This is a genomic window from Actinocrispum sp. NPDC049592 (assembly GCF_040675465.1).
Classification (GTDB): domain Bacteria; phylum Actinomycetota; class Actinomycetes; order Mycobacteriales; family Pseudonocardiaceae; genus Kibdelosporangium.
On the sequence record NZ_JBFAPA010000008.1, the window covers coordinates 253201 to 265198 of the forward strand.

Below are 11998 nucleotides of genomic sequence, written 5' to 3' on the forward strand. Positions count from 1 at the left end.
CCACACCGTTCGACACCGGAACATCGCGTCGGTGTTGCGCCACTGGCGTTCGTCGCCGCGCTTGCTCTTGATCCGCTACGCGGTGCCAATCGGCGCCCTCGGCGGGCGGGCCGCCGCCATCGCGACGACCACCGCAGGCCTCGGCGAGCACAACCTTCTATCCGCGCCAATGACTATGGCGATCGGTGCCCCCGGCGAGCGCTCCGCAGGCAGACCGCCGCCATCGCCGCGGCGACCGCGGGCTTCGGCGTGTACGACTTCTATCCGCGCCAACGACTGTGGCCGTCGGCGCGAGTGTTGGGTCGGCGATCCTCCCAGCGCGGCGACCTGTTGTCGGTCCCGGAGCCGAGTACGCCGGCGCATCTGCCGATCGACCAGGCGGCCCCCAGGATGCAGCGAGCCGGGGCGAAAGCCATCGTGCCCCGCCCGGTATCACGACGGCCGGGCTGGACGTCCTGCCGATCGGGACCGCGGACGCCGGAAGGAAGACCCAGCAGGCGTCCCGAACTGCCGAAACACCATGGGTCTTGCCTTCCGAGAGGAAGACCCAGGGTGCGCGGTGGCTGGACGGCCGGTGTCCTGACCGTATCCGGTTATCTCAGCCGGGTTGGAAGAACGCGAGCAATCGCTGGGCGGCGTCCGGTGACATGAGCAACTCCTGCATGTCCGCGGACATCCGGGCGGCGGCGCTGGTGCGTTCGAACATCTCGCGTTCGTATTCTGCGATCGCGGCGGGAAAATCGCCGGGGTGCGCGGCCAGGGCGAGTCCGAGCAGGGCGCCGTCGAGGAGGGCCATATTGGCGCCCTCGCCCACTGGTGGCATCAAATGCGCGGCATCGCCGACCAATGTGACATCTGGCTTCGACTGCCAGGTCAGGCCGACCGGAAGGGTAGTGATCGACCGCGGCACGACGGTGTCATCGCAGGCCGCGATCAGCGTGGTGAACCGCGAGTCCCAGCCGGGGAGCAGCTCGATCAGCCTCGCCCGGGCGGCGGCCGGGTCGTCGAACGGGATCCCGCTGGTGGCGAACCAGTCCTCGCCGGTGTTGTAGAAGCTCACGCCGATGCGAACCCGGCCATCGCCATTGCGTTGCGCGGCAAAGGACACCCCGTCGCCGAGCACCCAGTAGTTGCCGCGGCCGACCATCGCCGCGAGGTCGGGGTGCGTGCGGTCGATGTCGGGAATGCCTACCTCGACGACGTTCTGGCCGATGTGCGCCGGGCGGGCGTCGGTGAGCAGCGCGCGGACCCGGGACTGCGCGCCGTCCGCGCCGACCAGCAGGTCATACGGCGCAGTGCTGCCGTCGGCGAAGCGCAGCAGGCCGTTGCCGGCGGATTCGTACGCGTGTCCCCAGCGGACTGTGCCCGCGGGAAGGGAATCCAGCAGCAGGTCGCGCAGATCGGCGCGGTCGACCTCGGGCCGCGCCAGCGGGGCGTCGTCGGGTGTGTCCTCCTGGAGCAGCAGCGTGCCGTCCGGCTGGAGAAGACGCATGTCCTGGCCTTCGCGGCGGGCGATCATGAAGAACTGGTCGATCAGGCCGGCCTCGCGCAGCGCCCGCTGGCCGGAGTGGATATCGAGCATGCCACCCTGACCGCGCGCTTCGCGTGACGATTCACGTTCGTACACAACGGCTTCGATGCCGTTCACATGCAGCACCCGCGCAAGGGTCAAGCCACCTAATCCGGCCCCGACAATCGCGATCGTCATGCCTACCCCCGATTCACCGTATCTGTCGATACACTGTATCACCGCTGAACACTGTATCGTCCTGGGCATGTTGGTGTGGGAGCGGCCGGAGCCGCCGGATCGACCGACGCCCGCCCCGCTGAGCCGGGAACGCATCGTCCACGCGGCGATCCGGCTCGCCGACGCGGACGGCCTGGAAGCGGTGTCGCTGCGCAAGGTCGCCGCGGAGCTGGACGCTGGACCGATGCGGCTGTACGGCTACATCGCGACCAAGGAGGAGCTGCTCGACCTGATGGTCGACGCGGTCCACGCGGAGATCCACCCAGCCGGCACCGGGTGGCGAGAGGTGCTGCAGTCCCTCGCCGAAACCACCCGGCAGGCGGCCCACCGGCACGAATGGCTCGCCGACCTGCTCGGCGGCCGGCCCCAGCTCGGGCCGAACACGCTGGCCACGAGCGAGGCCGTGCTGGCCGCGATGGGCGACGTCGACCTGAACACCGTCATGCCGGCCGTCGCCGCCGTCAATGCGTACGTGACCGGCGCGGTCCGCCGCGAGATCACCGAGCGGCGCGCCGAGCGGGCCTCAGGGATGAGCAAGAGGCAGTGGCAAGCCACCTACGGGCCCTACCTTGAGCGGACCTTCGCGACCGGCCGATTTGCCGCGCTGGAGACGCTCGTCCGCGACGGCCCCCACCTGGACGCCGACCAGACCTTCCGCGCTGGCCTCGAGTTCCTCCTCGACGGCGTCGAAGCCCGCATCTCCGCTCGATAGCCGAAGCGGCGACTCACCTCAGTCTCCGGTGGAGCTTCGTCGCGGCACAGACGCATCCGCAATGGACAGACGGCCAGCGGCGGCGAGGATCGCGTCAGCAACCTCAGCCAGCGGCCGGGTTCCGTCGATGATCGTCGCGCCGAAGCGCCGGTAGGTGGCCTCGGCGCGATCATTGTCTTTGAGCGCGGCCGCCAGCTCCTCCGGGTGCTGGCCGAAGGTGTTCGTCGTGCGGGTCAGGAGACGGTGCCGGAGCGTCTCGTTGTCGATCACCAGGCAGATCACGAGGTCGAACAGGTCCCAGACCTCGTGCTCGTTCTCGACCGCTCCGAACATGAACGCGGTGCGGTCGTGCATCCCTGCCGCAAGGGTCTCGACCTCCGTGCGCCTGATCTTCCACCCGAAACGGTCAAGCCAGCCGGCCGGCACCGGATAAGGCGGATCGACGACCGCCTGTCCGCTCACCCGGTCGACCCAGTGGTTGTAGCCCTCCCAGTCCGCGTCGACCGCAAGCTCTCCCCGGTCCTTCAGCAGCTCGCAGACCGTCGACTTGCCCACGCCCGAGTTGCCGGTCACCCACACCAATGGCACCGGCGCAGCATCGCACGGGCGCCGGCGCGGACGCGCCCGACTTTTCAGCCGCCAGGCCGGGCCCGCAGTCCGTTCATCGACAGGGTCAGCAGTCGGCTGGCCTGAGCGGAATCGCCCTGCGCGGCCCAGGCGATGGCGCTGACCATCTTCAGCACGTCCGCCGCCTCCACGTCGGCCACGATCGCGCCGGATGCCTGTGCCCGCGCCAGCAACTGGGCACCCACGTCGAACATGTCCTTGTGCCACTTGGAGATCACGGCACTCCCCCGGTCGAGCGCCGAGTTCATCACCGCGGCGCTCAGGCCTCGGTACGTCACACCATGCTCGACCGCGGCGGTCAACCAGGTGAACAACGCGTCGACTGCGTCTTCGGCGTGCAGCAGGCCGCGGCCGTCGTTGACCAGTTCGCCGATCCGGTCGGCCAGCACCGCTTCGATGAGATCCATGCGCGTGGGGAAATGCCGGTACAACGTGCCGCTGGCCACCCCCGCCCGGCGCGAGATCTCGTCCAGGGAGGCGTCCGCGCCGAACTCGGCGAACGCGATCTTCGCCTGGTCGAGCAGGTGCTGGTAGTTGCGGCGCGCGTCGGCCCGCTGAGGACGCCCGCCGCGCGGATCCTCACCTGTCATCAACACACCCTTGCTAACCGGGGACACTCTCCGCTAGCGTCGCAGCTAACCGGACTGTGCCTCATCTTACTGGGAGGGCCGCCACCATGGCGCTGACGCACCAAGACCGGATCGACATCACCGACCTGATCAACCTGCACGGTCACCTCACCGACGCGGGCGAACTGGACCAAGCAAGCGAACTGTTCACGCCCGATGTCACCTACGACGTGAGCGACTTCGGCCTCGGCGAGCTGCACGGACCCGCGGCCATCCGGGAGGCCGCGCTGGCCCTGGGCGACGCGAACCCGGTCGGCCATCACGTCACCAACATCGTGATCACCCCGATCGACGACGATTCGGCGCGTGTGCGGTCCAAAGGCATCGGCATCATGGCCACCCACACTGCTGGCAGCGCCGTCTACGACGACATCGTCACGCGTCGGCCGGATGGCTGGAAAATCAGCTCCCGCAAGGTCTCCGCGCGTCGAGCGGCGCTCGGCAGGACCAGTCCGAGGGACGTGCTGGAACGGTTCCGCCAGGCCGCCATCACCCAGTCCGTTGAGGACATGCGGCGCCTGTACGCCGTCGACGCCGTGCACGAGTTCCCGTTCACCCGCCCGGGTCTGCCGTCCAGGCTCGAGGGGCGGGACGACATCGTGGCCTGGATCGCCGAGGCCTGGCAGGCCAACTCCCTGACGTTCAGCGGCTACCGCACCCTCGCCATCCACGACACCACCGACCCGGACACCATCATCATCGAACAGGAAGCCCTCGGCACCAGCACCGTCACCGGCGAGTTCACCCTGCCCAACCTCATCGTCCTCACCGTCCACAACGGACAGATCAGCCACCTGCGCGACTACGTCAACATCCTCGCCGCCGCGGCCGCCATCGGACGCGAACTCTAGTTCAGCCTTGCCAGGTAACGCTTCCTGAGCTTCTTGACGGCGGCGATCAGTCGCTCGGCCGTCTTGTCGCCGGAACCGACGCTTGTCACAACGGACTCACACACCCCAGTCGGTCAGCGCGAGCCAAGCTCTGGCCACCTGCGGTAGTACTCCTCCGGCGTACGAAGCTCGATCGCGGCCAGCAGCTCCGCGAACTCGTTGCGGCCGACAGCCGCATTGCATTGCGGCGGACTGCCGTCTCCGGATCACCAGGTCCAGCCATCTTGATCGGTTCTGATAGCCTCCTGCTGCCTGAGGGCGGCCCGGCGCTGCGCTGCTCTCCCTGCTCGAGAAAACTCAGTGAGGAGCGCACATGACCGCCATCATCGCTGTTCGCGGCCGCGAGGTGCTCGACAGCCGGGGCAACCCGACCGTCGAGGTGGATGTCCTGCTCGAGGACGGGTCGCTGGGCCGGGCCGCGGTGCCGTCCGGCGCGTCCACCGGGACCCGGGAGGCCGTGGAGCTGCGAGACGGTGACAAGTCGCGTTACCACGGCAAAGGCGTGCGCAAGGCCGTCGACGCGGTCAACGGCGAGATCAGCGAGGCGGTCGTCGGGCTGGATGCCGAGGCCCAGGCCGAGGTGGACCGGGCGCTGATCGACCTGGACGGCACCGCGAACAAGGCACGGCTCGGCGCGAACGCGACCCTCGGGGTGTCTCTGGCGACGGTCAAGGCGGCCGCGGCCGCAAGTGGTCTGCCGCTGTACCGGTATGTCGGTGGTGTGTACGCGCATCTGCTGCCGATGCCGATGATGAACATCATCAACGGCGGCGCGCACGCCGACAACTCGATCGACTTCCAGGAGTTCATGATCGGCCCGGTCGGCGCGCCGACGTTCGCCGAGGCCGTGCGGATGGGCTCCGAGGTGTTCCACACGCTGCGCAAGTCGCTGCACGACGCGGGCCACAACACCAGCGTCGGGGACGAGGGCGGTTTCGCGCCCAACCTCAGCTCGGCCGACGAGGCACTGGCGTTCGTGGTCAAGGCGATCGAGGACACCGGCTACACGCCGGGCCAGGACATCGCGATCCTGCTCGACCCCGCCGCGTCGGAGTTCTACGTCGACGGCGTGTACGACTACGTCGGCGAGGGCCGCAAGCGCAGCGTCGAGGAGCACGTCGCCTACCTCGCCGAGTTGACCGAGCGGTTCCCGATTGTGTCCATTGAGGACGGTATCGCCCAGGACGACTACACCGGCTGGAAGCAGCTCACCGACACGATCGGCGGCCGGGTCCAGCTCGTCGGCGACGATGTTTTCTGCACCAACGTGAAGCTGCTGCGCGACGGCATCGACCGGGGCATCGCCAACTCGATCCTGGTCAAGGTCAACCAGATCGGCACGCTCACCGAGACACTGACCACAGTGGACACTGCGCACAAGGCCGGTTACTCCGCGGTCATGTCGCACCGCTCCGGCGAGACCGAGGACACCACCATCGCCGACCTCGCCGTGGCCACCGGATGCGGGCAGATCAAGACCGGCTCGCTGTCCCGGTCCGACCGCACCGCCAAGTACAACCAGCTCATCCGGATCGAGGAGGAGCTGGGCGCCGAGGCGCGCTACGCGGGCCGCGACACCCTCCGCGGCAGCCGCTGACAGTGATCCGCGTGGTGCGCATACCCTTGCGCACCACGCGGGTCGGCTACAGCGCCAGGAGCATCACCGTGCTGGGATAGGGTTTCGTGGGCCACTGGATGGTTTCGCATCTCCGGAAACCCCAGTGTTCATACAGTTCGATCAAGGACGCCGCCGGGATCGCGGTGTTCAGCCCGACGTGTGACGCGCCGACAGACCGCGACCACCTCCGGCCCACTGCCCACAGCCGCGACGCCAAGCCCTCACCCCGATGACCGGGGTCGACCGCGAGCTGATTCAGCCACGTCCGCCCAGGAACCCGCGCCTCCCGGCTCATCCGCTGAATGGACAGCTCCGGCGGATACGTGATCGTCATCGTGGCGACGATATCGCCACCGTCGGTCAGCACCCACGAACTGCCGCCGCTCGCCCGCTCGAGCGTGGTGGCCTCATCCTGATCGATAGCGGCGAACCTCAGGCCCTGCTCGCCGAGTTCCGCATACGCCCGGTGCAGCATCCTGGTCACCCCCGGCGCGTCGCCGACCACGAACTCCCGAAGCTCGAACCTGTCCCTCATACCGCCATCGTTCCAACCGCCGGTCAAGCCGGAGTACCGTCAGGTCGCCCCGTTTTCGACATGACTAAGGAGTTCGCCGACGGACTGACGTACCTCGGCAAGCCGTGCGTCGGGGCATTCGACCGCACCTGACATTTGCCGAGATGCCGGTTGCTGCGACCAGCTTCACGCGAAAGGCAAAGTCGTGTACGGGATCTACCACCGCCCGGCTGGCGGTGTTCGGCTCGCCGTCGAGCCGCGGCTGGCCAGCTGGGACGCGACTGGGTCGCCTGGTCAGCTTCGACTGACCCGATTCCTTGATCATGTCGAGGACGTCACGCGACCGATGCTCGGCGCTCAGCCCGGGCCGGTCGCCCTCGAACTGGTCGTGGGTGTCCCGCCCGACGTGTCGCTCACGACCGGCGGGCGGGACCTCGACAACTACCTTTATCCGGTGGCCAAGCGACTCTCAACGCACCGATTCGCGGCCATCCGGGTCCGGTGACGATGGACATCCTGTTGACCACAGGCCCCGGCCGGAACTGGCGAACCTCTGGAAACCCCTGCTCGACGCTTTCGGTCCCATTTTGGGTGACAGCCCCACTCGGCTCTTCCACCCGCGGGACGACCGCATCACCAACCTCGGGCTGCATCATCACATCGACCCCGCCATCGGTCACGAGGTGGTCATCTCCGCGTGGTGGAAGGCAGGTACCTCGGCCTCGTAGGCGCGCGATCGTCGTCCACATCAGACTGGAGTTCGGACGGCATCCAGCACGAAGAACAGGAAGCCCAGGAACGCGCCGGAGGGGAACCTGGCCAGTTCATCGGCGAACAGCTCGTGGGCTTCGGGGGCTGGGGGTGGTTCGCTGATGATGGCGGTGCGGAAGCCGGCGGCGGTGAAGGCGTCGGTCATGGCGTGGAGGGGGCGGTGCCAGTAGGTGAGGACGGCGGGGTGGCCGTTGAAGGTGTACTCCTCGGAGTGCTTGCGGATGGCGAAGTAGTCGGCTTTGGGGTTGACCAGCTTGTAGATCATGGGGTGGTTGACGACCACGATCAGGCGGCCGCCGGGCTTCACCACGCGGCGTAGCTCGGCCAGTGGTGCGGTCCAGTCCTCCAGGTAGTGCAGTACAAGGGCGGCGACGACATCGTCGAACGTGCCATCGGGGTACGGCAGCGGGCCGGTGATGTCGGCGACCCGGAGGTCTGTGTCGGGGCCGAGGCGCTTGCGGGCCAGTTCCACCATCTTGGTGCTGGAGTCGAAGCCGGACACGATCGCGCCCCGGTCGCGCAGCCCTTCGGTCACCGTGCCGGCGCCGCATCCCGCGTCGAGAATCCGCCTGCCAGCCACGTTCCCGGCGAGGTTGAGGATGGCGGGCCGGGCGTAGTAGGCGTTGAGGAGGCTGGTCTCGTTCTCGGCGGCGTACGCCTCGGCGAAACTGTCGTAGTCGTTTTCCACGGCCTCGCCGGCACTCTCGGGAAGAACGGCATACACCCCATCGTGGCATAGCACGTTCGGGTGCCGTCACAACGGGCCCTTCCGTCCTGTCTTAAGGAGAGATGGGAGTGATCTGCGTGGCTGTAGGGGAACGAACGGCCTCCTCAGTGGAGTTCGAGGTGGACGATGCTGCGCTGGCCGCGGAACTAGGCGACTTCCGCAGCGCCTACGCCGAGGTGAACGGGACGAAGTTGCACTACATCACCGGTGGCCGGGGTGAGCCGCTGGTCCTGCTGCCCGGGTGGCCGGTGACGTGGTGGGAGTTCCGCCGGATCATGCCCGTGCTGGCGCAACGGTATCGCGTGATCGCCGTCGACCTGCGGGGCATGAACCTGTCGGCGAAACCTGCGTCCGGCTACGACAAGAAGACGATGGCGCAGGACATCTACGAACTCGTCCGCCACCTCGGCTACTCCACGGTCAACATCGCCGGGCACGACATCGGCGCCATGGTCGCGTTCAGCTACGCCGTCAACCATGCCGACGCCATCACCAAGATCGCGATGTTGGAGGTCTGCCACCCGGACCCCAGCCTGTACGACATCAAACTGCTCCCCCACAACGGCGCGCCGAACCTGTGGTGGTTCGCGTTCAACCAGCTTCGTGACCTGCCCGGGCAGTTGCTGGCCGACCGGATGCAGTTCGTCGTGGACCACATCTTCGACAGCCACCTGGTCGACCGGAGCAAGGTCGGCGCGCGCGACCGCTGGATCTACGCCCGCGCACACGACAGCGCCGAGGCGATCCGGGCCGGTAACGGCTGGTTCCAGTCCTTCGACCAGGACATCGCGGACTTCAAGTCCTACGGCAAGGTGACCGTGCCGATGCTGGGTCTGGCGTCTTCGCAGAACTATCCGGCCATGCGGCAGGCGTGGTCCGGGCAGGGCGTCGATGTGCGGGTCGCCAAGATCGGCGGTTCCGGGCATTTCCTGGCCGACGAACAACCCGAGGCCGTGGCCAAGGAGCTCATCGACTTCTTCGGCTGATCCGTCACAAGTGGACTGAAGGTTCTGTCTACTTAGGAGGGACCTACAACCGCCGAACACCGCAGAGGAAGAGAATCATGGATCTGAAGATCGCGGGACGAACCGCCGTGGTGTGCGCCTCGACCGCCGGGCTCGGCGAAGGAGTGGCTCGTGCGCTCGCCGCGGAAGGCGCGAACGTGGTGGTGACCGGGCGCCGGGCGGAGCTGGCCAAGTCGATCGCCGCGGAGCTGCCATCGGCGGTGGGCCTCGGCGTGGACATGATGAGCGAGGGCGCGCCCGAACAAATCGTCCAGGCCGCCACGGACGCCTTCGGTCCGGTGGACATCCTGGTGCTCAACGGACCGGGACCCAAGCCGGGCACCGCGCTGGAGGCGACCACCGAGGACATCGAGACCGCGGTGGACTCGCTGATCCGTCCACAGCAGAAACTGGTGTCGTTGGTGGTCGACGGAATGCGGGAACGCGGCTGGGGGCGGATCCTGTCGATGTCGTCCACGAGCCTGGTGGAGCCGCTTCCGCTGCTGACGTTGTCCAACGTCGGACGTGCCGCGCTCGGCGCCTACCTCAAGACCCTCGCCACCCAGGTGGCGCAGGACGGCGTAACGGTGAACCTCTTGCTGCCAGGGGGATTCCGCACCGCTCGCCGGGACGCGAACGAAGCCATCAAGGCCCAGCGGACCGGCCGGACCGCGGCGGAGATCCAGGCGGAGGAAGCCGCCCAGATCCCGATCCGGCGCTTCGGCAGCGTCCCCGAATTCGGCGCCGTGGCCGCGTTTCTGTGCAGCGACCTGGCCTCCTACATCACCGGCACCGCGGTCCGGTGCGACGGCGGCCTGGTCCACAGCCTGTGAGGTGCGCGAGCCCCAGGCCGGGTGCCCGGGGCTCAATAGTGCGCGCGTTGACTCAGCTTGCGGGGTCGAGCCAGGTTAGAGCAGCCGTGCGCAGGGCCTCGACGCCGGTGGTCAACGTCGGTTCGAGCACGGGGGCGAACTCGGGCGAGTGGTTGCTGGGCAATGCTTCGAGCCTGCCGTGTTGCAGCGCTTCGATGACGACGCCGAACTCGAGGCCGCCCCAGAACCAGAAGACCGTCGGCACGCCCGCGGCGTCGCCGAAGACGCCGACGTCCTCGCTCACCGTCAGCAAGGGCAGCGTCATCACCTTGTCGGCCCCGAGTTCCCGGGTGAACGCCGAGACGGTCCTGGTCGTCGGCTCCGGATCGTTGACCAGCACGGGAGAGCTCATGGTCCAGTCGAGCCGCGGGTCCTTCGGCGCACCACTGGCCGCCGCTTCGGCCCGGATGATCCGCTCGATCGCGGCGCGTACGACGTCGTGCGTGTGCTTGGTGTATGTCCGCATGCTGATACCCAGCTCGGCGGTGTCCGGGATGGTGTTGTCCGTGACACCCGCCTGCAGCCTGCCGACGGTGACGACCGCGGTCTCGCTCGCCGGGATCTCTCTGGCGACGATGCCCTGCAGGCGGGTGACGACGTTGGCGGCCATCAGGACCGGGTCGACCGTCGTCTCCGGTCGTGCACCATGGCCGCCGCGTCCATGCAGGACCACCTGGAGGGAGTCGGCGCCCGCCATGACCGGACCGGTGCGGTAGCCGATCACCCCGGCGGGAAGCGCGCCGACGTGCTGGCCGAAGACGATGTCCGGCTTGGCGAAGCGTTCGAACAGGCCATCCTCGACCATGGCCCGCGCGCCCTTGGCGGTCTCCTCGGCGGGCTGGAACACCAGCATCACCGTGCCGGACCAGTCGTCGTCCTTGAGCTTCTCCGCCGCACCGACCAGGCATGCCACATGCATGTCGTGGCCACAGGCGTGCGCCACTCCAGGAACCTTGCTGGCGTACGGCAAACCCGTCTTCTCTTCGATCGGCAACGCGTCCATGTCGGCGCGCAGCATCACCGTCGGGCCGTCGCCCCTGCGCAGCAGAGCGACGACACCCGTGCCGCCCACACCGGTCGTGACCTCATACCCCAGCGGCACAAGCGCTTGTGCGATCCGCTCGGCCGTCCGGTGCTCCTGTCCGGACAGTTCGGGGTGCTCGTGCAGGTCGCGGTAGAAATCAGCCAGGTCCACTCGATTTCCTTTCACGCGTGGGTGTTCTGCTTGAGCCAGTCGGCGAACGTCTGAGTGCCACGAGGGCCGGAGCCGGCCGGCAGTTCGGCCACTTCCCACACCGCGATGGGCTGGACCCCTCCGGTCGGCACCACCGCGACCGGCCCCGGCACACTGCCGAGCATCTGGCCCGCGAACTGGTGGAACTGTCTCGACCGCAGAATGGTCCACGGCACAGCCCGCCTTGTCGAAGAAGTTCACCGACACCGACTTGCGGTTCGTGATCACGTTGCTGACGTCGATCACCGCGTCCGCACCAAACGATCTTCATGGCCGCTCCGGTCCCACTCGACGCTGTACGAGAAGAGACAACGGGGCCGCGTCCGCTGTGACAGCTCGTCACAACCGCGGGGGATGTGCGGGTCTTAGCAGGGCTGATCCGGGGGGTCCGCCGGGACGCGGCCTCGCCGGGGTGTGTCCCGGTAGGCCTTGATCGCCGCCACCCGGTCCTCCTCGCGGGTATTGCGCAGCACCATCCGCAGTCCGACGAGGAACATGATGCGGTCGGCGACCCGCATGAGCACGTAGCCGAGCACCGCGACGACGGGCACACCGGTCATCGCCAGGTGCACCAGATCGCCGCCCACCTCGGCCTCCGCTCCTCACCGTCATCGCGCCACCGGGGTTATACTCGCAAGCAGTCGGGTAAACAC

14 protein-coding genes are annotated in these 11998 nt (G+C 67.9%); 6 read left to right on the forward strand and 8 right to left on the reverse strand.

The features are described 5' to 3' along the window. Positions 1 to 598: 598 nt before the first annotated feature. A complete protein-coding gene (locus tag AB0J95_RS22165; protein WP_364760648.1) occupies positions 599 to 1708 on the reverse strand; it encodes an FAD-dependent monooxygenase in 1110 nt (369 codons plus the stop codon). A gap of 67 nt (positions 1709 to 1775) precedes the next feature. Here AB0J95_RS22165 and AB0J95_RS22170 point away from each other — a divergent pair, with 67 nt between their 5' ends. Continuing rightward, positions 1776 to 2459 (forward strand): TetR/AcrR family transcriptional regulator C-terminal domain-containing protein, encoded by a 684-nt coding sequence (locus AB0J95_RS22170; protein WP_364760649.1) that lies wholly within the window; start codon positions 1776 to 1778, stop codon positions 2457 to 2459. 18 nt (positions 2460 to 2477) lie between these two features. Here the strand turns inward: AB0J95_RS22170 and AB0J95_RS22175 are convergent, their stop codons facing one another. Continuing rightward, positions 2478 to 3032, reverse strand: coding sequence for an AAA family ATPase (locus AB0J95_RS22175; protein WP_364760652.1), 555 nt, complete (start codon positions 3030 to 3032; stop codon positions 2478 to 2480). Positions 3033 to 3091: 59 nt separating this feature from the next. Beyond that, positions 3092 to 3676: a helix-turn-helix domain-containing protein gene (locus tag AB0J95_RS22180; RefSeq protein ID WP_364760655.1), complete on the reverse strand. Its 585-nt coding sequence runs from the start codon at positions 3674 to 3676 to the stop codon at positions 3092 to 3094. Between the two features lie 86 nt (positions 3677 to 3762). Between AB0J95_RS22180 and AB0J95_RS22185 the strand changes: the two genes are divergently transcribed. Next, positions 3763 to 4566, forward strand: a complete 804-nt coding sequence (locus tag AB0J95_RS22185) for a nuclear transport factor 2 family protein (protein ID WP_364760658.1) — start codon at positions 3763 to 3765, stop codon at positions 4564 to 4566. Positions 4567 to 4918: 352 nt separating this feature from the next. Beyond that, positions 4919 to 6202, forward strand: coding sequence for a phosphopyruvate hydratase (gene eno, locus AB0J95_RS22190; RefSeq protein ID WP_364760661.1), 1284 nt, complete (start codon positions 4919 to 4921; stop codon positions 6200 to 6202). Between the two features lie 46 nt (positions 6203 to 6248). Here the strand turns inward: eno and AB0J95_RS22195 are convergent, their stop codons facing one another. Continuing rightward, on the reverse strand, positions 6249 to 6758 hold the full coding sequence (locus AB0J95_RS22195) for a GNAT family N-acetyltransferase (RefSeq protein ID WP_364760664.1): 510 nt from the start codon (positions 6756 to 6758) through the stop codon (positions 6249 to 6251). Between the two features lie 184 nt (positions 6759 to 6942). On the opposite strand from AB0J95_RS22195, the gene AB0J95_RS22200 reads away from it, so the two are divergent. Continuing rightward, a complete protein-coding gene (locus AB0J95_RS22200; protein ID WP_364760667.1) occupies positions 6943 to 7242 on the forward strand; it encodes a hypothetical protein in 300 nt (99 codons plus the stop codon). 243 nt (positions 7243 to 7485) lie between these two features. Here AB0J95_RS22200 and AB0J95_RS22205 read toward each other — a convergent pair whose 3' ends face one another. Continuing rightward, positions 7486 to 8196: a class I SAM-dependent methyltransferase gene (locus tag AB0J95_RS22205; RefSeq protein WP_364760670.1), complete on the reverse strand. Its 711-nt coding sequence runs from the start codon at positions 8194 to 8196 to the stop codon at positions 7486 to 7488. 158 nt (positions 8197 to 8354) lie between these two features. Here AB0J95_RS22205 and AB0J95_RS22210 point away from each other — a divergent pair, with 158 nt between their 5' ends. Next, on the forward strand, positions 8355 to 9221 hold the full coding sequence (locus AB0J95_RS22210; RefSeq protein ID WP_364760673.1) for an alpha/beta hydrolase: 867 nt from the start codon (positions 8355 to 8357) through the stop codon (positions 9219 to 9221). Positions 9222 to 9298: 77 nt separating this feature from the next. After that, on the forward strand, positions 9299 to 10072 hold the full coding sequence (locus tag AB0J95_RS22215) for an SDR family oxidoreductase (RefSeq protein WP_364760676.1): 774 nt from the start codon (positions 9299 to 9301) through the stop codon (positions 10070 to 10072). Between the two features lie 52 nt (positions 10073 to 10124). Here AB0J95_RS22215 and AB0J95_RS22220 read toward each other — a convergent pair whose 3' ends face one another. From AB0J95_RS22220 to AB0J95_RS22230, 3 genes are all read right to left on the reverse strand, one after another. Beyond that, the gene (locus AB0J95_RS22220; protein WP_364760679.1) at positions 10125 to 11306 is read right to left on the reverse strand and encodes an amidohydrolase; all 1182 of its coding nucleotides are present in this window, start codon (positions 11304 to 11306) and stop codon (positions 10125 to 10127) included. 11 nt (positions 11307 to 11317) lie between these two features. Continuing rightward, positions 11318 to 11521, reverse strand: a complete 204-nt coding sequence (locus AB0J95_RS22225) for a hypothetical protein (protein ID WP_364760682.1) — start codon at positions 11519 to 11521, stop codon at positions 11318 to 11320. 189 nt (positions 11522 to 11710) lie between these two features. Next, on the reverse strand, positions 11711 to 11932 hold the full coding sequence (locus AB0J95_RS22230) for a hypothetical protein (protein WP_364760685.1): 222 nt from the start codon (positions 11930 to 11932) through the stop codon (positions 11711 to 11713). Positions 11933 to 11998: the final 66 nt, after the last annotated feature.